We start from the raw sequence: 21,163 nt of genomic DNA, 5'->3' as shown, positions 1-21,163 counted from the left end.
AAATGGAGCGATATTAATGAAGATCTCCTGCAGAAAGAAGACCGCTTTTAATTCCAGAAAAGAAGCGATTATCATTCCCGTCTACAAGAATATCGAAACCCTCAAAACCCTTACGGGTAAGAGGATCGATGATGAGATAGCAAGCATAATCTCCTCGGACTACTTCAATTTTGAGGACAAGGAGATCAAAAGTTTTTATATAGAGGTTAAGAAGAAGCTTAAGCGCATCTTCCTCGTCAGTATCCCCAAGGATCCCGAGGATAGCCGCTTCTATCTTGAGCTCGGAGCTCGTTTCTCCAAAATTGTACGTCAGGACAGGCTAACCTCCTTTTCCATAATCTCCTTCGAGGATCTATATATGGAGAAAAAGGAGCTGAGCTACACAAAATCCTTCATAGAGGGGCTGTTCTTCGGCCTTTACAAGTATGAGAGATATAAAGGGAAGAAGGAGAATTTCAACTTCGAAGAGGTTGAGGTTATAACCGCCTTCACAAGGCTCAAGAAGTATGTGGATACCGAGGCGGAGAACTGGAACACAGCCTTTGAGAATATCTATATGGCAAGGGATCTTATAAACACCCCCGCCATGGACCTCACTCCGGAGATCTTCGCCGGGTTTATAAAGGAGCACGAGAGCGAGAACTTCTCCGTTGAGGTGCTCGATGATAAGCAGATCGTAGAGCGGGGGCTTAACCTTGTTAAAACCGTTGGCATGGGGAGCGCGAACCCGCCCCGTTTTGTAACCATCGACTATAAGGGTGATCCCACGACCGAAAAGCACGTTGCCCTTGTGGGCAAGGGTGTTACCTTCGACTCCGGGGGAACAAACCTCAAGCCCACCGGAAGCATTGAAACGATGAAGACGGATATGTCCGGTGCGGCAACCGTTTTCGCCGTTGCCAAACTTATCCGTGATGTGGGAATGAAGATAAACGTAAAAACCTACATACCTCTGGTGGAGAACACCATCGGTGGATGCGCCTATCGCCCCGGCGATGTGCTGACTTCTGCAGAAGGGAAAACCATTGAGGTGCTCAACACCGATGCTGAGGGACGCCTTATACTGGCGGACGCCCTTTACACTGCAAGGCTCACAGACCCCGAGGTCATCGTTGATGTGGCAACCCTCACAGGTGCATGCGTTGTGGCACTCGGAAGCCATTGTGCAGGCCTTTTCAGCAACCGCAAGTTCCTTGCAAAGAATATTACGGATATCTCCGACGATCTCGGCGAGGACATATGGGAGCTTCCCATGCTCAAGGCCTACGAAAAGCGCATTAAGAGCGATATTGCCGACCTGCGCAACATCTCCAAACAGAAGGGTGAGGCCGGCTCGACCATAGCAGCCCTTTTCCTTAAGGAGTTTGTAGATAACTGGCCCTGGATACACCTTGATATTGCAGGCCCTGCATACCTTGAGGAGGAGCACCCCATATTCGGCAAACACGCCTCCGGTTTCGGCGTAAGGCTGATATATACTTTCCTCGAAAAGTACTACAAAGAACAGCACTAATGGACTTCAGGGAGCTTCTCACCGCAAAGCGACAGACCGCACTCTGGCTTGTACTGATATTCATAGCGCTATGCTTTGCAATATCAGCAGGGGCGAGGTATAACCACCTCCTCCGGTGGAAGCAGAACCCTGACAGATACTTTGTGGGGGACACCCCGCAGACCACAACGCTGGACAGCTATAAATGGATCCGCTACGCCCAGGAGTACAGGGAGGGGGCCTACTACCCTGCGGACAATGACACCCTGATGTTCTATCCCGACCTCAAAACGAAGCATGATCCCTTCCCCATGCCGAGCTGGATCATGGCGGTAACTGCGGACTTTTTCGGTGGCAGCGTACAGAAGGCTGGTATATATATCTTTCCGATACTCGCCTCCCTGTTCGTGATCCCCCTTGGGCTCTATTTCTATTTTATGGGCTTTCCGGCCATGGGGATTGCGGGCTCCATAGCGGGGAGCATGGCCGTTGTTTATATGAATCGAAGCTCCTTCGGACGGATAGACACCGATGCGCTGAACCTGTTCTTCCCCTTTCTCGCCTCGATGTTTATGCTTCTCGCCTTTGATAAACGGGGTAACTATAAGCAGTATCTCATATATTCCGCCCTTTCGGGCTTAAGTATGCTCCTGTTCTGGTGGTGGTATGCCCACCCCGGAATCACCATCGTATACATGGCGGTATTCGTATTCCTTATGCTAATCGGCAGGGTGCGTCTGCTCCATGTTCTCTACGGTACGCTCCTGTTTATAATATGCTCCAACCCCTTGATATTCTATAACGGTGTACGGCATATATTTGAATTCGCAATGACATATATCGCACCCGCCGGTCATATCGATGCAGGATTCCCCGACGTTTACGAAACCATATCCGAGGCGAAGAAGGCCTCCTTCCAGAGAGCGCTGAGTATTATGAATCCCAATATGTTTATGGGTGTTCTCGGTCTTGGAGCTTTTATCATCGCCGGGCTTGCCAATTTCCGCCGTATGCTCCCCCTTGCCCCCGTATTTATGCTTGGAATACTCGTATTCAAGAGCTCGAATCGTTTCGGCATGTTCCTTGCGCCCTTTATCGGGATGGGGATAGGCTATATAATTGCAGTGGCGGGTAAATATGCAGCAGAAAGGATGAATCTGCGCCCTCTGGTAAGGGGATTTCTTACCATGGGTCTCGCCTTCGGGATCCTTGTTGTTAACTATCTCCCCTCGTTCAGCTTTACCCCGATCCCATCCATCGAACCGAAGGTGTATGCGCGGTTCGACAAGGTTAAGGAGTTTGTCCCCGAGGACGGGGTAATCCTTTCATGGTGGGATTACGGTCTCGGTATTGAGGAAAGCACAGGGAGAGCGACCTTCCATGACGGTATGAGCCAGAGGACGCCGAAGACTTACTTCATTGCAAAGGCTCTCTCATCGGGTGATCAGGAAGTCCTTGCCGATACGGTGGCCTTTCTCGGTTCCAGAGGCCTCAAGGGTGTGAATGAGCTGATAGCCGAGGGTGAGAGCGTTAGCGATGTTGTTCAGAGGGTTACGAACAACGATATACCTATACCGGACAAAAAATACTACGTTCTCATAACATCGGATATGTTCCCGAAACTTGCCGCCATAGGTGGCATAGGGAGCTGGAACTTCGATACGAAGGAGTCTCTACCTTTTCGCATGACAAGGCTGCGCTGCACAGACAGACGGGGTGATACGCTTATATGCGGCAATAACCGTGTGGACCTTGCAAAGGGTATCGTAAACGGAGGTATGCCTCTGAAGAGCCTGAATATTATCGTGAACGGCAAGCTGAATCAGAAGAAGGAGTACCCCTACAGTACAGGCTACCATTTTGTTCAGAATGTCAATAACGGGAGGGTTACGGGGGTTGTGCTCGTTGACGACAGAACCTACAATTCCAACCTGTTTAAGATGTATGTTATCGGTGATGCTGATAATGAGCTCTTCGAAGAGGTTTACAGCTCATACCCCTACCTGCGCCTTTTTGAGGTGAAGCCCCGTGGTTGATTATTTGTATAAAAATATCGTTTAATAAAAACCTGAAATCAGGTATTGATTTTTTCTATATTTTTGCTTAACTTCCTTATCATAGCAATTATGACATTTATTAAACAAATCAAGAGGTATCCATGGATTTTAAGCAGATAGAAGCTTTTGTATATGTAGCAAAGTATAAGTCATTCTCAAGGGCGGCGGAGAAGCTTCTCCTCAGCCAGCCCACCATCTCCACCCATATAAGCACTCTGGAGGAACAGCTCGGCGTTAAGCTTTTTGACCGTCTCTCCAAAGAGGTTATCCTCACCGAGGCGGGGCAGGTCTTCTTCCCCTACGCCGTTGACATCCTTGATCTGCGTGAGCGTTCCCAGGAAGCCGTTAAGGAGTTCCTCAACGAGATCAGCGGCCATCTGCATATCGGATACAGCACCGTACCTGCGGAGTTCATCCTCCCCGAGGTTATCCGCAAGTTCAAGAACGAGTATTCAAAAACATTCTTCACCCTCGATATACAGGGAACACAGAACATCATCCAGCGTCTTTCGGACGGTATCCTCGACCTTGCCATCGTTGCAAGGAAGATCCCTAAGAAAGATCTGGAGTACAAGGTGCTCCTGCGTGACAAGATCGTTCTCATCGTTCATAAAAACCACCGCTTCTACGAGCGTGACAGCGTTTTCCTTGAGGAGATACTGGACGAGCCCTTTATCATACGTGAGATGGGTTCGGGCACAAGGGCGGCTGTGGAGCATGCCTTCAAACAGAAGGGGTATGATTTCGAATCCCTCGATGCCGTTGCCATGCTCAGCTCCACATACTCCATCAAGCACGCCGTCAAGCGTGAGCTTGGTATTGCCTTCATGAGCCATATGGCGCTCTCTGAGGATGAGTGCGGCAGGGCGATTAAAGCGGTTCCGATTACGGATCTTGTCGTGGAGAAAGATATATACGTGGTTTACAGCAAGAAGAGGACGAACAAAAAGCTCCTCAAGCACTTCACCGACACGCTTCTTAAGCATATCAAGGAATGAATCAGGAACTCCTCGAGCTTGAAGAACTTCTAAACAAAGGGCTGGAGCGGATTAATATTGTAGATGCCCGCTCCCCCTCCGAGTTTGCTGAGGATCATATCCCCGGTGCGGTGAACATCCCTCTCCTTGATGATGATGAACGCAGAGAGGTGGGCACCTGCTACAAACAGCAGGGGCCGCAGGATGCCCGTATGCTCGGCGTTAAGCTGGTTTCCCCCAAGCTCCCAGATTTTATAGACCGCTATTTTGAGGTAAAGCGCAACAACAGGCTTACCGTTGTGTACTGCTGGCGTGGTGGTCTGCGCAGTGCCGCCTCTGTCGGCCTTGTGCGCCTTGCGGGCTTTAATGTCTTTCGCCTCAACGGAGGCTATAAATCCTTCCGTGGTCACATAAACTCCTTCTTTGACAACTTTGATCCCGCCTACCGCTTCATAACGGTATACGGCCCCACGGGTTGTGCTAAAACGGAGATCCTCAGAAGCATGAAAGGGAAGGAGTATCCTGTGGCGGATCTGGAAGCGGCGGCTTGCCATAAGGGCTCCACCTTCGGTAACGTGGATGAACCCGGTTACCCTGCCGTTACCCAGAAGAGCTTTGAGACCTCCCTCTGGCATGAATTCTATGAATCAGGTGCCAAGACATTCCTCACCGAAGGGGAAAGCCGCAAGATCGGCAAGGTCTCCATACCCGGCTCCGTCTTCGAGCGAATGGGGGAGGGAGTGTCCGTACTCCTTGATGCACCCATGGAGTTCCGCATACGTTTTACCATTGAGAACTACAAGCCCGAGCTTTATCTGGACGAGATAACCGAATCCCTCATGAACATAAAACGCTACCTGGGGAAAAACAGGGTTGCCGAGCTCAAGGGTATGCTCGATGCCGGAGACTATGAAACCTTTACAAAGGTGCTCCTTGATGAGTATTATGACCCTATGTACCGTCGTTCATTCCCGGAAGCGGCGGATCACGTTATCCGAATAAACAGCCTCGAAGAGGGGGAGAGACTGCTTAGTGAGATATATAAGAGTACTGCCTAGTATTACATTTCTGCTTTTATTCACCTTCGCCTGCTCCACAAAAGCACCGACACCGGAGCCGGTTCCGGAACCTGTTGAGGAGCCTAAACCGTTTGTAAGCATTGAACCCGAAGAGCTTGTTGTTCCGGAGCCTGAACCGGTGCCGAGGGATAAGATAGAGATCGAGAAGGTGCCTGAGAAGAAGCCGGACAAGGATAAACAACGCCCGTACCCGAAGTCGTGGATACCTGAAGGTGCGAAGATGGAGGGTGCTGTCTTTGATACACCCTACAGCGTACGGGGGATAACTTACCACAGGCTCAAGGCGGTGGAAAAGTTTGTTCAGACAGGCCTTGCAAGCTGGTATGGAAGCCCCGAGCACGGCAAGCCCACAGCCTCCGGCGAAGCGTTTAACATGTATGCGATGACAGCGGCTCATAAGGAACTCCCGCTGGGGAGCAGGGTCAGGGTGCATAACCTTGAGAACGGCCGGAAGCTGGATGTCACCATAAACGATCGGGGCCCCCACGTTCCGGGGAGGGTCATAGACCTCTCCAAGAAAGGGGCGAAGCTACTCGGTTTCCTGGATCAGGGAACCGTAAAGGTTCGTGTCACCCTCCTTGATGATAAAGTGGACGGCGAACGTGCCCGGGAGATTGCAGAGGGAGGATATGCGGTTCAGCTTGCCTCTTTCACCCTGCGCAAGAATGCGGAGGAGCTCGCCGGAGAATATGAACAAGGCGAGATCGTGGAGGCGGATGTTAAGGGTAAGCGTTATTTCCGTGTCCGTGTGGAAGGTTTTTCCGATAGAGCAGAAGCTGAGAGGTTTAAGGAAAGAATGCTGGGAGAGTATCCCGGAGCATATGTAACAAGATAGATAAGGAGTTTTAATGCGTTCTGAATCAAGAGCAAACGATATGATGCGCACTGTCCGTGCCCAGAAGGACTACATAATCCATCCCGAAGGCTCCGTACTTATGGAGTTCGGCAACACAAAGGTTATCTGCAACGCCTCCTTCACAGAAGGGGTTCCCCCTTTCCTGCGTGATACAGGGCAGGGGTGGGTAACTGCGGAGTACTCGATGCTTCCCCGCTCCACCCATACCAGAAGCCAGCGAGAGGCGCAGAAGGGTAAGCTTGGCGGAAGAACCCAGGAGATATCCCGACTCATAGGCAGAAGCCTGCGGGCGGCTGTGGATATGGAAAAGCTTGGTGAGAACACCATAGTGATCGACTGCGATGTGATTCAGGCGGACGGCGGCACAAGAACCGCTTCGGTCACCGGAGGCTGGATAGCCATGGCACTTGCGGTTGAGAAGATGATGAAAGAGGGCGTGCTGGCCGAGAATCCCCTTAAGGGGCAGGCGGCGGCTGTGAGTGTCGGTATAGTGAACGGCGAGGTTATGCTGGATCTCGACTACACCGAGGACTCCACTGCAGATGTTGATCTTAACCTTGTGGCTATGGATGACGGAAGTATTATAGAGATACAGGGTTCCTCGGAGAAGGTTACCTTCGGACGTGACAGGCTGAACGATCTCCTCGACTACGGTTATAAGGGGCTCGAAGTGCTCTTTGAGGCACAGCGGAAGATTGCGGAGCTTTAGATTATGCGTATATATGTGGCGACCAAAAACATGCACAAGCTGGAAGAGATACAGAAGATCCTCGAAGGCAACGAGGTTTACTCCGCCTACGATTATATAGACGGCGACCTTGATGTGGAGGAGACTGGTTCCACCTATGAGGAGAACGCCTCCATCAAGGCAGCAGCCCTTTCAAAGCTTATAAACGATGCCCATGTTATAGCGGATGATTCCGGTCTTTCAGTGGAGGCTATGGAGGGTGCTCCCGGCGTGTATTCCGCAAGGTTTGCCGGAGAGAATGCCACCGATGCCCAGAATAACGATAAACTCTTACGTGTTATGAAGGATGTTCCCGATGAGATGCGGGATGCCGCCTTCGTATGCGCCATAGCCCTTGCGAAGAACGGGGAGGTGCTCAAAACCTTCCGTGGCGAATGTCCGGGCAGGCTCGCCCATGAGCCTAAAGGTGGAAACGGTTTCGGCTACGATCCTCTTGTGATAACCCCCGATGGGAGAAGTATGGCGGAGCTGAGCCCTGCTGAGAAGAACAGCATAAGCCACAGAGGAAAGGCGCTGCGTAAGCTTCGGGATCATCTGGCAGGTCAGGTATAGAATAAAGGAGGGGTAATTGAGAAAAGCTTTTCTTGTCCACACCCTCCTTGCCGTAATACTTATATCATCCCTCTATCTGGCGGCTGTGGATGAATACCGCTATCTGTTGAGCCTTGTTCCCGAAGAGCTCGAAAGTATTGTTATCGAGCCGGAGAGCCAGGAATACTCCGTCCATACAGCGGACGGCACCGTACTTTACAGTGAGACCTTTACGAGAAGTGAGCCGTTGTCCGTCGGGGAGTGTAGTTCGGGTATATGCCGCTGGATAGAAGTCCTTGATACAGGAGCAGATGCCCTTAGCTACCCCGATTCCCTTATCCATAGAAAACTCTACGAACTATTCCACATAGATGAAGTATCCCTCAAAAGCTATACGGCTGGACGGTTTGCAGATGAGCTCCTCGAGGGTAAGGAACCTGAGGGTATAGAGGGGCTTATTGTCAAGAAACTTACCTCCAAGAGGCTTATAGACCATTACGGTGTCCACGGTCTTTATACGATCCTCGCAAACAGGGTGTATGTGGGTTCCCAGGCCTTCGGTGTTCGGGCGGGTGCGGTCTCCCTGTTTAATAAGGAATTCTCCGAAATATCCATGAAAGAGAGGGCTCTTCTGGCTGGCATGCTTAAAGATAACGAACGCTTCGAGCCCGCAGGAAACTATCCTTCGGCGGAGAGGAGGGCGAACGTTGTTCTCCATGAGCTGTATACTGCGGGAGTAATCGAGCATTCCGCCTATGCTTCCGCCAGAAACGAACGTCTCATGCTCACACCCCCTGAAAAGATTAAGCCCGTCGAGCCTCACTATCTGAGGGCTGTGGAGCTGGAGCTGAAAAGGAGAGGTTTCGAGCCCGGAAGGCCGATGCGGGTTTATACATCCATAGACCTCGATAAAACGAGGCTTGCCCGCAAGGTTCTAAAGGGTTCCCTTCAAGGCGAGGAGGGCAAACTGCAGGGGGCCTTCGTGCTTATAAACATGGAGACCGCCGGCATAGAGGCCGCCGTGGGCTCAAGGTATTCGGATACCCTTAAAAGAGCCTTCTACAGGAGGCGGCAGACGGGTTCTACCTTTAAGCCTATGGTATACTGCACAGCCTTCGCCAACGGCTTCCGCCCCACCAATCTCATAGTGGATAAACAGTATTCATACAATCTCGGGAATACGGTCTATTCCCCCAGAAACTTCGAGGATCTTTACCTCGGCAAGATCCCCCTCCGCAAAGGTCTTGTGTATTCACTGAATAACGCCACCATACAGCTCGCCAAGCGCACAGGGCTGTCCAAGGTGTGTGAAACCGCCAGAAACTTCGGTTTTCAGGGTGATCTCAAGCCCTTCCTCGCAACGCCTCTGGGCATATTCCCCACCACGCCGGTGAATCTGGCCGAGATGTATTCAACCCTCGGCAGGCTCGGCGAGCAGAGGGATACGGGGCTCGTGCGCCGTGTGGAGCTTGCTGACGGAGAGGTCCTGGAGTTCGGCAGAACGGGGAGGCAGGTTGTCAATGCCAGAGCGGCCTATCAGACACTCTTCATTATGAAAGACGTTGCCCGCATAGGCACAGCGAGAGGTGCCGGACTGCTGAGGGGGACGGCGGCAAAGACCGGCACCAGCGATGACTATAAGGATGCGTGGACAGCGGCAGTATTTCCCCCATATGTGGCCGTTGCGTGGGTGGGGTATGATGACTTTCGCTCCATGGGGGAGAAGGGGACCGGAGGCTCCAAGGCGGCTCCGATAATCGCTAGGTTTCAGAAGGAGCTGCTCGGCAGTAGATACAGAGCCGATTTCAGTGTGCCCGAAGGGATCGTTTTCAAGAAGGTTGAATCCCGCTACGGGGGGCTTATGACAGCGGACTGCCGGGGGAGGCGGAGCTACACCGAGGCTCTGGACGTAAGCAATATGCCCGACCCCTGCCGCTGATCTCTTTTCGAGCTAATCCTTTTCAATATAAGAAATTCGATATAAACTAAGGGGACAATCGAAACAGGGAGTATCTATGCGCAAAAATATATATCTCATCGGATTTATGGGTACAGGAAAAAGCACGGTGGGGAGGATTCTGGCCGAGAAGCTGGATATGGAGTTCTGCGACACCGATTCCATGATAGAGATGAAGACGGGCAAAACCGTTGAGGAGATCTTTGAGGACGAAAGCGAAGAGGTCTTCCGTAATATAGAGAGTGAGGTTTTAACCGAGATAACCTCACGCAAAAACCTTGTGGTTTCCACCGGCGGCGGAATCGTTGTAACGAGAGGGAATATGGATATGATGAGAAAGGAGGGTCTTCTTGTAAGCCTCCTCGCCTCGGCGGATGTCATATTCGAGAGAACGAAGAACGATAAGTGCCGCCCTCTGCTTAATGTGGAGGATCCGCTGGATCAGATAAAGAAGATGCTCTTTGACAGGGCGCATTTCTATATCGATACGGATTTTCTCGTGGACACCACCGATACTCCCCCCGAAGAGGCGGCGGAGCAGATTGTGGAGTTTTATAATAATGCGGACTCTCAGGGTTGAACTAAAGGGGATTACCGATAATTCCTACGACATACAGATAGGCCGAGGCTACATAAAGAATATCATCGCCAAATGTGCCCTTCCCGTGGTGGACATGAACGTTCACCAACTGTATCCCAGGCTTTTCGGCGATAAGGAATGCTTTGTATTCTCCCCGAGCGAGGATGCGAAGAGCTTCGATTCTCTGATGGATATACTCGAATGGCTTAGGAGGAGCGGGTGCCGCAGGGATGATGTGATAACCGCCATAGGGGGCGGCATAACCGGAGATCTTGCCGGCTTTGCCGCATCGTGCTACATGCGGGGGATCGGCTTCATCCAGATACCCACAACCCTCCTTTCCATGGTGGACTCAAGTGTCGGCGGTAAGACGGGGATAAACTTCTCCGGTTCCAAGAATAATATCGGCGCCTTCTGGCAGCCGGAGGCTGTCTATATAGATATGGATTTCCTTTCCACCCTCTCCGATGAGGAATATTTGAACGGCCTTGCGGAGGTAATCAAGTACGGCGCAATGTTCGATAAGGACTTCTTCCGCCTTCTCATGGAGGAGCGGGAGGAGATTCTGGACAGGGAGCCCGAGCTTCTGGCCGAGATTGTGGAGACCTGCTGCCGTATGAAGGCGGATGTGGTGAATAAGGATGAACGGGAGGGGGGATACCGGAAAACCCTTAACTACGGTCACACCTTCGGTCACGCCATAGAGAGCGACTCCGGCTTCGGGATAAAGCACGGCTTTGCCGTTGCCGCCGGAATGTACCTCGAAACCCTCTGGGGTGAGAAGGAGGGCTACACCGATAAAGGCACTGCGGAGCAGATAGCAGAGATCCTTGATGCCTTCGGTTTTGAAAAAGAATATACCATCAAAAGCGAGGAGATCTTCTTTAAGGCACTCGCTTCGGATAAAAAGGCCGGAAAGAGCGGCTTCTCCCTCGCCTTGACAGAGCGTATCGGGGCGGGTACTGTTATAGACGGGGTGGAACCCGGATCTGTACACAGTTTTTTCCAGTCATAAATAACTTACGGAACCTTAGATGGATGAACAGACACGGGCGAGATACCTTAACGACATAGACTACTTTTCCCGGAAACTGGAGGAAGATCCGGATTCCAAGCTGTTCATGCCCCTCTCCGTTGCCCTTCTCAAACTGGGCAAATACGATGATGTAATCTACTACTGCTCCCACGGTCTTGATGTTTTCCCCGAGTATAGCGGTGCTAAAACCGTCATGGCCCAGGCCTATATGGGTCAGGGAAAGGTTGAGGACGCCAAGGGGCTTCTTAAGCAGGTTATCCTTATTAATCCCGCAAACTACAGGGCGTATAAGCTCCTCGGCGATATATACAGAGCGGAGGAGGAGCTGGAGGACGCCCTTGTTATGTATCGCAAGGCTCTTTCAGCCAATTCCGGTGACAAGCCCCTTGAGGAGGCCATTGCCGAGATCGAGCAGATCCTTGCCGGGAATGAGAAGCCCCCCACCGAAGAGGAACTTCTGGATCGTGAGAACCAGATGATCGATGAGCTTGCCCAGGAGCTTGCCGATGAGGTGCAGAAGGATCTCAGCGATGAGGAGAAAGAAAAGAAGAAACAGGAGAAGGAGAAGGAGAAGAAGGAAGATGAGCTCGCCGATGAAGAGGTTGAGGATACCATAAAGGGTATCGCCGATAAATCGGATGATGATGACTTTGATGTGGGGGATTTCGACGAGGATGATTTTGAGGAGGAGCTCAAAGAGGACATAATAGCGGATGCCACCGAAGAGATAAAGGCCAAGGAGAGAGGGGACACCGTCCGCCTCGATCAGCAGGCGGAAGATCTCACCGAGGAAGAGGCTGCGGAGCTTCTTAATAAGATGGATAATGTGGGTGATGACCTCGATATGCCCATGGCAGAGATAGACGAAGAAGAGGGGGGAAGGGAAAAGCCCGTGGATCGTGAGGAAGCTATGCGGATAGCGGGGAAGATAGGTTCCATATCATGGGGTAGTGATGATTCCGAAGGGGATGAAGCCTCTGAACCCGATGAGCCCGAAACTGACGAAGAGCCTGAACCCGAAGCGGAGCCTGAATCCGAAAAAAGCGGGGACTCCGGTATGAGCTCCCAGGACGATATTGATGCACTCTTCGACTCCATCGGGGATGATGAATCTAACGAATCCGATGAGCCGGAGCCTGCCGTTGAGCAGGATGAAGAGCCGAAAGAGCTTGCGTCTGATGAAGAGCCAGAGCCAGAAACAGAGCCAGAGACAGAGGGACCCGAACCGGAGGAGCCATCCAGTGTCTCCTCACAGGACGATATCGATGCTCTGTTCGATTCTATAGATGAAGATGAACCTGCCGATGAGCCGGAGGATGAAGAATCCCCCGAAGAGGTTGATGCTGACTATGGCTCCGAGAGCGAACAGGAAGCCGAAACCCCCGCAGAGCAGGAGCCGGAAGAACAGGTTGAGAACCTTGACGGGTTTGAAGAGCCAGAAGCTGTAGAAACAGTAGAATCAGAGCCTGCGCAGGATGGGTTCGCTGAGACGGAATCCGGCGAAGATGCTGACGAAACGGATATATTTGAAGGTCTGGAAGAGGCCTCCTCCGATGACGATGAGCAGGAAGAAGGTATCCCCGCAGAGGAATACTTCGAGGATCCCGAGCTGGATTCCACCCTTGATGACCTTTTCGAAGGTCTGGAGGAGACCGAAGAGGACGATGTTTTCGAAGGTGAGGACGAGACGGCTGTCCCCGACATCATCGAGGAATCGGCTGTGGACGAAGCCGCCGCTTTGGAAGAGGAAGAGCCGGACCCCGAAAGTGCGGAGCAGGCGGCAGGTGATATGGAAGAGGAGCCGGAGGAAGCCGAAGAGCATGAACCGGAGGATGATGATACATCCGAAGAATCCTCAGATGAAGAGCCCCCAGATGAAGAGCCCGTAGGGGAAGAACCGGACGAGGGGGAGAAAGACCCCGAAGAAAAGGAACGCAAAGAGCAGGTGCAGAGGCTGGAAGACACCCTCGCATGTGTTATAAAGAAGAGTAAAGGCAGGAGGGGAGAGTGAAGCTGCTGGTAATTAACGGACCGAACCTTAACATGCTGGGACGCAGGGAGAGCGAACATTACGGAAAGCTCACCCTGGGAGATATAGAGAAACGCCTCCAGGAGGAATGTTCTGGAGATCTCGATTTCTTCCAATCCAACTCCGAAGGTAATATCGTCTCAAGGATACAGCAGGCGGGGGAGTTTGACGGCATAATAATCAACGCCGGGGCGTACACCCATACGAGCATAGCGATACGTGATGCCCTGCTATCGGTGAAGATCCCCTTTGTTGAGGTGCATCTGTCTAATGTATATGCAAGGGAAGACTTCCGGCATAAATCGTACCTTTCCGATATTGCAGAAGGGGTTATAGCAGGCTTTGGTGCAGATTCCTACAGCCTCGCCCTGAGGTGGTTTGAATCAAGATGAAGCGGATAAAGAGACTTCTGGAGCTTATGGATTCCCGTGGTGCATGCTGTATCCTCGTTACGGATATGAGCGATATCTTTTACCTCACAGGATTCACAGGGACCACGGCGTACCTTTTCGTGTCCCCCGAGGAGATAATATTCCTCACAGACGGACGTTACGAGGAGCAGGTAAAGCAGGAGATACCCTCTGAGATAACTGTGAGGATCGTTTCCAACTATTCCGAATCGCTCAAGGCCCTCGCCGTTGGCCGTTCTGCACTGTGCGTATCCCAGAAATGCCCCCTCAACGTCTACTCTCTTATGCACTGCGAAGCCTCAAGCGTACAGATAGATACGGATGATATGATAGGCTCCCTGCGAACTGTCAAGGACGCAGAGGAGATAGAGGAGATACAAAAAGCCTTTAAGGTGGCGGCGGATGCCTTTTTGGAGTCCCTTCCGGGCTTCCGTTCCGGCGTTAAGGAAACGGAATGGGCGGCGCTCCTTGAGTATAATATGCGAAAGCGGGGTGCCAGGGACAGGAGCTTTGAAACCATAGTCGGCTCCGGACCCAGAGGTGCGCTCCCGCACGGTATGGCTTCGGATAAGATTGTCGAAGCGGAGGAACCGGTTGTGGTGGACTTCGGAGCAAAACTCCGCTACTGCAGTGATATAACGAGGATGGTCTACGATGGTGATGACGATAAGGTGCATCGGGTGATAGAGATAGTCCGTGGAGCGGTTAAGGCTGCCTTCGATGTTATTAAGCCGGGGGTTAAATGCTCCGATGTGGACTATGCCGCCCGTGAATATATAGCCCAGGCGGGTTATGGTCACCGGTTTATCCACGGCCTGGGTCATGGTGTGGGTATTGATGTCCATGAGCTTCCGGTTTTCAACAGCCGTGATGAAACCGTGCTCAAAGAGGGGATGGTAATAACCGTCGAACCGGGGATTTATCTCCCTGAAAGCTTCGGTGTGCGCCTTGAGGACACGGTTGCCGTAACTGAAAATGGTTGTTTTAATCTGACCTCTGTGTTAGATAAATACGTTTATAATACAGAACCGAGGTGATCAATGGTGGTAACACCCAACCAGTTCAAGAAGGGCCTTAAAATCGAAATCGACGGTGAACCTTATTCCGTTGTCGAATATCTTCATATTAAGATGGGAAGGGGCGGTGCTAACGTCAGCACAAAGATGAAGAGCCTTATCTCAGGAAAAGTAATCGAGCGTACCTTTAAATCGGACGAGAAGATCAAGCAGCCCGATTTCGAGGATAAGGATATGCAGTACCTCTACAGGGACGGCGATTCCTATGTCTTTATGGATAACGAAACATACGACCAGATATACATCCCTGCTGAGGATGTCGGCGGTATGGCGGACTTCATGCAGGAGAACATAAACGTAAACGTTCAGCTGTTCAACCAGAAGCCCATCGGCGTTGAACTCCCCAACTTTGTTGAGCTGGAGATCACACAGACCGACCCCGGCTTTAAGGGTGATACGGTAAGCGGCGGATCAAAACCCGCAACCGTTTCCACAGGCGGCACAGTGAACGTTCCGCTCTTCCTTAACGAAGGGGATGTTATAAAGATAGATACAAGGGACGGAAGCTACATGGAAAGGGTTAGGTCCGCCAAATAAGGAGGATATCTTGGAACTTAAAGAGATAAAAGAACTTATCAAGTTTATTGACAAATCAGACGTAACAGAATTCGAGCTCGAGAACGAAGGCGAGCGGATATATATCTCCAAGCATCAGGAGACTGTTTATGCAGCTCCCCCTGCCGCTCCCGCAGCACCCGTTGCCCCTGCGGCGCCGGCTGCTGCACCTGCACCCGAAGCACCAGCTGAGGCTGCATCTCCTGCGGCAACGGGTAATCAGTCCGAGATTGCATCACCAATCGTCGGAACCTTCTACGAGGCTTCCTCTCCCGGATCCGAGCCCTTCGTTAAGGAGGGGGACACGGTTAAGAAGGGGCAGACCCTCTGTATCATCGAAGCGATGAAGATCATGAACGAGATCGAGGCTGAATTCGACTGCCGCATCGTAAGAAAGGTTGGCGAAAACGCTAAGCCTGTGGAGTATGGTGAGACGATCTTTATCGTTGAGCCGGCGTAAGGGGCTGTTATGTTTGAAAAGGTTCTCGTTGCCAACAGGGGTGAGATAGCCCTTCGCGTTATCCGTGCCTGCAAAGAGCAGGGGATTAAAACCGTTGCCGTCTATTCAGATGTGGATAAGGAGGCGCTTCATGTTGCCTTCGCCGATGAATCGGTCTGCATAGGCCCATACCCCTCCAGCAGAAGTTATCTGGACACAAAAAGCATTATTGCTGCCGCAGAGATAGCCAATGTGGATGCAATCCACCCCGGCTACGGCTTCATGGCGGAGAATGCATCCTTTGCTAATATATGCAGTGAATGCGGTTTCAAATTCATAGGACCCTCTGCAGAGCATATCAATCTTATGGGTAATAAATCCCGTGCAAAGGATGAAATGAAGCGCATGGGCGTTCCTGTCGTTCCCGGAAGTGACGGCGCCGTAACAACCGCTGATGAGGCCCTTAAGCTTGCCAAAGAGATCGGCTTCCCCGTTATGATCAAGGCGAGTGCAGGTGGTGGTGGTAAGGGTATGCGTGTTGCCCACAACGAGATGGCCTTCCTGAACAGCTTCGAACTTGCAAGAAATGAAAGCATGAACGCCTTCGGCTCCGATGAGGTCTATCTGGAAAAATATATCGAAAACCCCCGTCATGTGGAGATTCAGGTCTTTGGTGACGGAAAAGGGAAGGGGCTTCACTTCTTCGAAAGGGAATGCTCCATACAGCGCCGACACCAGAAACTTCTGGAGGAAGCGCCCAGCACAGCGATCAGTGAGGAAACCAGAAGGAAGATGGGCGAGGTCTCCGTGAAAGCGGTTCAGGAACTCAAGTATGAAAACGCCGCTACCATCGAATACCTCGTTGACGATGATGAAAACTTCTACTTCATGGAGATGAACACACGCATACAGGTTGAGCATCCCGTCACAGAGATGATAACTGGTGTGGATCTCCTCGCACTCCAGCTTAAGGTTGCAGCAGGTGAAGAACTGGACCTTGAGCAGGAGGACATAAAGATCCTCGGCCACGCCATCGAATGCAGGATTAATGCCGAGGACCCCGAAACGTTTATGCCAAGCCCCGGTCATATCGAAGGCTATGTTGTACCGGGAGGGTTCGGCATCCGTGTCGATTCCGCATGCTATCAGGGCTACAACGTTCTCCCCTATTACGATTCCATGGTGGCGAAGCTTATCGCCTTCGGCGAAAACAGAAACGTTGCCATAACCAGGATGAGAAGGGCACTTGATGAGTTTATGATCGAAGGCATCAAGACAACTATCCCTCTGCATGAGAGGATCCTTGAGCACCACGCCTTCATAACAGGAAACATCAGTACTTCATTTATAGACAGGTATTTCGGATGAGATATATCCTCCCGCTAGTCCTTCTGATGCTCCTCGCCTATACAATACAGGAGAGTGCCGTGGCATCGGAACAGCGAGGGGGGCTCGATGCAAAATTTCTCGAGGCATCCCTTCTCAAGCAGGAGGGGAGACTTGAAGAGGCCGCTGTTATTCTGGAGCAGATAAAGGCCTCGGCCGAGGACGGATACCTGCACCTTAAACTCGCCGAAATCTACCGTGAGATGGACAGGCCAGAATCCGCAAGGGCTGTGCTCAAGGAAGCGCTGAAGAAATTCCGCAACCCCGATATAACCTTCGCCCTTGCCCAGCTTGAGCTCTACACCTTTGAGGATTACGGCATGGCGGAGATGCTCCTTAAAGACGCCCTTGAGAAAGAGCGTAAAACGGAATATCTATACGCCCTGGCTGATACCTATAAGCTCCTTAATGATACATCCTCAATGATCACCGTTCTTGATGAAATAATAGAGGTTGAGCCCTCTGGAAGGCTCTATTACGAAAGGGCCACAGCATATTTCAAGCTTGGTTTTGATAAAAAAGGTGTTGAGGATCTCGAAAGATCCTTCGATCAGGATCAGAATATCTCCGCAGTTGCCGCCCTTGCAGATTACTACCTGAAGGAAGAGAACGTAGAAAAAGCGATTAAGTATCTCTCCATCCTGGCCGAGGAGAAACCAAACCTCCTCCTGCCGGAGATACGGCTTGCTGAGATGTACCGCAAGAGCGAGGACAGGGAGAAGGCGCTTGAGATTTTCAACAAGGTGCTTCCCAAGGTGGATGGAAAGGAAAGACTTTACGTTCTCAATCAGATAGCCACTCTGCACTACTCCATGGACAACTATGAAAAGGCGCATGAAACCTTTATGGAGCTCATTGAGGCGGATCCGGACAAGATCAAGACTTACTACTCCGCCGGAATAACAGCGGAGATGATGGAGGATTTCGAGAGTGCGGAGGATGTTTACCAAAGGGCTCTCGATATCAGAAGCGACTACCCCGAAGTACGCAAGCGTCTAGCCTTCGTCCTTATGCGTCAGGAGAAGTACAAAGAAGGGCTCAAGGTTATCGTTGAGATAGATGAAACGTACAGGGATGTGGACTTCTACCGCATCTCCGGCTCGCTCCACAGGAAGATGGAGAACCTTGACGAGGCATATCTTATACTTAGAGAGGGTTACGAGAACAACCCGGCGAGTGTTGAAATAGCCCTGGATCTGGCCACAGTGCTTGAGAAACAGGAGCGTTACGATGAGTGCTTCGAGGTGCTGAAGAATTCCCTCGAGCTCAACCCTGATAGTCCATCCCTTATGAATTTTCTCGGCTATATGTATGCCGATCTCAACATAAACCTCGATGAATCCTATACTCTTATCGAAAAGGCTCTCAGCATGGAACCGGACAACCCCGCTTACCTTGACAGCATGGCGTGGGTTCTCTACCGTATGGAGAAGTATGAAGAGGCCTACGGATACCAGCTCCGTGCTCTGAAAGGGGCCCCCGATGAGGAAGAGATTCGTGAGCACATGGAGGCCATCCTCGAAAGAGTGGATGCAGATAAAACCCTTGATGAGATTCTCGACGAGCTCTAAATCCCTCCTGCTTATTGCAGTTCTTCTTATCTTTTCAGCATGTTCCAAGCGGGTCTCAGTTATCCCGGTGGATTCCGCAACCCTTGCGGAGCAGGTGCGTTCTGTTAATGAGCAGAGATGCGCCTACAAAGGGGGGATCATAGTGAAATACGAGGACGAGGATGAGACCGTCCGTTTCAGGGGGCTGTTGAGCAAACCCTGCGAGGACAGCTTTGCATTGAAGGTTCTAGGCATGTTCGGTGCCGTTGTGTATGACATTGTGTACGATTCAGGCGAGGTGAATGCCACCAAGCAGGGTGTCGATGTGAGTAGCGGCGTGGAGAGCTTTATATCAAACAGAGGACTGGACGGCTTTGTGGCCGGAATGCGCTATCCCTACATCCTCCCCGACGAAAGCTACGATGCTTATCTTGACGGCGATGCCTATATTATGGAGAAGGGGGACACAACCTTTACCATGGATGATGACTACAGGATCAAAAGGATACGCATTCGTGACGCAGTATTTACATATGAGTGGGATGAGCACCTTATATCATCTATCGGGTACTCATACGATGGACGCAGTATCTATATAGAGCTGAAAAGATGATAAGCGCCAGAAGTTATGCGAAGGTGAACATATTCCTTCGTGTTACAGAGAAGCGCACAGACGGCTACCATAATATTCAGACACTCTTCGCAAAAACCGGCCTCTTCGATCTTATTACCGTAGAAGAGGACGATAACTTCTCCATAACAAGCGACAAAACATGGGTCCCTTCGGACAGTTCCAACATAGTCTGGAAGGTCTATGATATCCTGAAAAAAGATTACTCTCTGGCTAGTGGAATTAATGTATCTATTGTTAAAAACATCCCTGCGGGGGGTGGTCTTGGGGGCGGGAGCGGTAATGCGGCTGTGTTCCTTAATCTTGCCGATGAGCTTTTCGGAATGGGGCTCTCCTATGATGACAAGCACAGGATAATGTCCCGTGTGGGTTCGGATACGGCTTATTTCCTCCACGATTCCCCGATGTTTGCCGAGGGGCGTGGTGAGATTCTGAGTGATGGACCAAAGCTCCCTTCCTGTTATATGCTTCTTGTTAATCCGGGTATGCATGTGTCAACCCCCGAAATATACCGTGACAAAAATTTGAAGTTGACGCACCCCGAGGATCTGTCTAGAATGCCCCTCGTTGTGGGCTACAGGGGGCTTATAAACATGCTGGAAAACACCATGGAGCCCGTTGTATTCGGGAAATACCCCGCAGTTGGAAGGCTTAAGAGGCTTCTCCTTGATAACGGAGCGGACGGTGCGCTCATGAGCGGAAGCGGTTCCACTCTGTTCGGGCTTTTCTCCAACTCTGCAAAGCTTGACAAAGCCCACGACACCTTCAGGAGCATATTTCCGAAATACATGATATATAAAACTTATCTCAGAGGAGAGGCTTGATGGATATTCTGCTTTTTACGGGCAACGCAAACAGATCCCTGGCTCAGGGGATCGCAACGGAGCTTGGGGTACGGCTCGGCGATGCCGTAGTCAGCACATTCAGTGACGGTGAGATACGCGTTAAGATAAATGAGAGTGTGCGTGGACGTGACGTGTTCGTTATCCAGTCCACCAACTACCCTCAGGATAAGAACCTGATGGAGCTGATGATAATGGCGGATGCACTCAAGAGAGCCTCTGCAAGCACCATCACAGCTGTTATCCCCTACTTCGGCTATGCAAGGCAGGATAGAACATCCGAGCCCCGTGTTCCTATTACAGCGAAGCTTGTGGCAAACCTTATCGAGACCTCCGGTTTCGACAGGGTTATGACCATGAACCTCCATGCGGGTCAGATTCAGGGATTCTTCGATATCCCGGTGGACAACCTCTACTCCTCCCCCGTTATCGTGAAATATTTCATAGAGAACAAGATGATGGGCGATGACTACGTGGTTGTTTCCCCCGATGCTGGAGGAGCGGTTCGTGCTAGGGTTTACGCAAAGCTTCTTGAGACAAGCCTTGCCATCGTGGACAAGAGAAGAAGCGCACCCAACGCAGCAGAGGCGATGCACGTTGTGGGTGATGTTAAGGATAAGCACGTTATTATAGTTGATGATATGATCGATACCGCCGGTACGCTTACCCAGGCGGCGCAGGCCTGCCTGTCAAACGGTGCGAAGTCGGTATGCGCAACGGCTACCCACGGCGTACTCTCCGGCCCCGCCCTCGAGCGCATTACAAACAGCGTGCTCGATAAGGTTATCGTAACAGATACCGTTGAGCTCGGTCAGGAGAAGACGAATTCCAAGGTGGAGAAGCTGAGCGTTGCCGGAATATTCGCCAAGGCGATAAGCAGAATACAGAACAAGGAGAGCATCAGCTCCCTTTTCGAGATGGGGCGCGGATAA

20 protein-coding genes are annotated in these 21,163 nt (G+C 51.3%); all 20 read left to right on the top strand.

Annotated elements, in window-relative coordinates:
• The first annotated feature begins 16 nt into the window (after positions 1–16).
• Positions 17–1,513 (top strand): leucyl aminopeptidase family protein, encoded by a 1,497-nt coding sequence (locus K300_RS0113640; protein ID WP_022852238.1) that lies wholly within the window; start codon positions 17–19, stop codon positions 1,511–1,513.
• Positions 1,513–3,528: an STT3 domain-containing protein gene (locus K300_RS0113635; protein ID WP_022852237.1), complete on the top strand. Its 2,016-nt coding sequence runs from the start codon at positions 1,513–1,515 to the stop codon at positions 3,526–3,528. The genes K300_RS0113640 and K300_RS0113635 overlap by 1 nt, the downstream gene beginning before the upstream one ends.
• A gap of 122 nt (positions 3,529–3,650) precedes the next feature.
• The gene (locus K300_RS0113630; protein WP_022852236.1) at positions 3,651–4,547 is read left to right on the top strand and encodes a selenium metabolism-associated LysR family transcriptional regulator; all 897 of its coding nucleotides are present in this window, start codon (positions 3,651–3,653) and stop codon (positions 4,545–4,547) included.
• On the top strand, positions 4,544–5,584 hold the full coding sequence (gene mnmH / locus K300_RS0113625) for a tRNA 2-selenouridine(34) synthase MnmH (protein ID WP_022852235.1): 1,041 nt from the start codon (positions 4,544–4,546) through the stop codon (positions 5,582–5,584). Before K300_RS0113630 ends, mnmH begins: the two co-directional genes overlap by 4 nt.
• On the top strand, positions 5,559–6,440 hold the full coding sequence (locus K300_RS15785) for a septal ring lytic transglycosylase RlpA family protein (protein WP_022852234.1): 882 nt from the start codon (positions 5,559–5,561) through the stop codon (positions 6,438–6,440). Before mnmH ends, K300_RS15785 begins: the two co-directional genes overlap by 26 nt.
• A gap of 13 nt (positions 6,441–6,453) precedes the next feature.
• Positions 6,454–7,170 (top strand): ribonuclease PH, encoded by a 717-nt coding sequence (gene rph, locus K300_RS0113615; protein ID WP_022852233.1) that lies wholly within the window; start codon positions 6,454–6,456, stop codon positions 7,168–7,170.
• Positions 7,171–7,173: 3 nt separating this feature from the next.
• Positions 7,174–7,761, top strand: coding sequence for an RdgB/HAM1 family non-canonical purine NTP pyrophosphatase (rdgB, locus tag K300_RS0113610; RefSeq protein ID WP_022852232.1), 588 nt, complete (start codon positions 7,174–7,176; stop codon positions 7,759–7,761).
• A gap of 16 nt (positions 7,762–7,777) precedes the next feature.
• The gene (locus K300_RS0113605) at positions 7,778–9,679 is read left to right on the top strand and encodes a transglycosylase domain-containing protein (protein ID WP_022852231.1); all 1,902 of its coding nucleotides are present in this window, start codon (positions 7,778–7,780) and stop codon (positions 9,677–9,679) included.
• 76 nt (positions 9,680–9,755) lie between these two features.
• Positions 9,756–10,277, top strand: coding sequence for a shikimate kinase (locus K300_RS0113600; protein ID WP_022852230.1), 522 nt, complete (start codon positions 9,756–9,758; stop codon positions 10,275–10,277).
• Complete coding sequence (gene aroB / locus K300_RS15780) at positions 10,258–11,292, top strand: 3-dehydroquinate synthase (RefSeq protein WP_022852229.1); 1,035 nt, start codon at positions 10,258–10,260, stop codon at positions 11,290–11,292. The genes K300_RS0113600 and aroB overlap by 20 nt, the downstream gene beginning before the upstream one ends.
• Positions 11,293–11,311: 19 nt before the next feature.
• Entirely contained in the window at positions 11,312–13,324 is a 2,013-nt protein-coding gene (locus tag K300_RS17105; protein ID WP_022852228.1) for a tetratricopeptide repeat protein, read from the top strand.
• Complete coding sequence (gene aroQ, locus K300_RS0113585) at positions 13,321–13,734, top strand: type II 3-dehydroquinate dehydratase (RefSeq protein WP_022852227.1); 414 nt, start codon at positions 13,321–13,323, stop codon at positions 13,732–13,734. Before K300_RS17105 ends, aroQ begins: the two co-directional genes overlap by 4 nt.
• Complete coding sequence (locus K300_RS0113580) at positions 13,731–14,789, top strand: M24 family metallopeptidase (RefSeq protein ID WP_022852226.1); 1,059 nt, start codon at positions 13,731–13,733, stop codon at positions 14,787–14,789. Before aroQ ends, K300_RS0113580 begins: the two co-directional genes overlap by 4 nt.
• A 3-nt stretch (positions 14,790–14,792) precedes the next feature.
• A complete protein-coding gene (gene efp, locus K300_RS0113575; RefSeq protein WP_022852225.1) occupies positions 14,793–15,365 on the top strand; it encodes an elongation factor P in 573 nt (190 codons plus the stop codon).
• Positions 15,366–15,375: 10 nt separating this feature from the next.
• Positions 15,376–15,843, top strand: coding sequence for an acetyl-CoA carboxylase biotin carboxyl carrier protein (accB, locus tag K300_RS0113570; protein ID WP_022852224.1), 468 nt, complete (start codon positions 15,376–15,378; stop codon positions 15,841–15,843).
• A gap of 9 nt (positions 15,844–15,852) precedes the next feature.
• Complete coding sequence (gene accC, locus K300_RS0113565) at positions 15,853–17,190, top strand: acetyl-CoA carboxylase biotin carboxylase subunit (RefSeq protein WP_022852223.1); 1,338 nt, start codon at positions 15,853–15,855, stop codon at positions 17,188–17,190.
• Positions 17,187–18,779: a tetratricopeptide repeat protein gene (locus tag K300_RS0113560; protein ID WP_022852222.1), complete on the top strand. Its 1,593-nt coding sequence runs from the start codon at positions 17,187–17,189 to the stop codon at positions 18,777–18,779. Before accC ends, K300_RS0113560 begins: the two co-directional genes overlap by 4 nt.
• Positions 18,757–19,371, top strand: a complete 615-nt coding sequence (locus K300_RS0113555; protein ID WP_155827629.1) for a hypothetical protein — start codon at positions 18,757–18,759, stop codon at positions 19,369–19,371. Before K300_RS0113560 ends, K300_RS0113555 begins: the two co-directional genes overlap by 23 nt.
• Positions 19,368–20,213, top strand: coding sequence for a 4-(cytidine 5'-diphospho)-2-C-methyl-D-erythritol kinase (gene ispE, locus K300_RS0113550; protein ID WP_022852220.1), 846 nt, complete (start codon positions 19,368–19,370; stop codon positions 20,211–20,213). Before K300_RS0113555 ends, ispE begins: the two co-directional genes overlap by 4 nt.
• Positions 20,213–21,163: a ribose-phosphate diphosphokinase gene (locus K300_RS0113545; protein WP_022852219.1), complete on the top strand. Its 951-nt coding sequence runs from the start codon at positions 20,213–20,215 to the stop codon at positions 21,161–21,163. Before ispE ends, K300_RS0113545 begins: the two co-directional genes overlap by 1 nt.

The organism is Limisalsivibrio acetivorans (assembly GCF_000421105.1).
Lineage (GTDB): Bacteria > Chrysiogenota > Deferribacteres > Deferribacterales > Geovibrionaceae > Limisalsivibrio > Limisalsivibrio acetivorans.
This window is presented reverse-complemented; position numbering and strand designations above follow the sequence as displayed.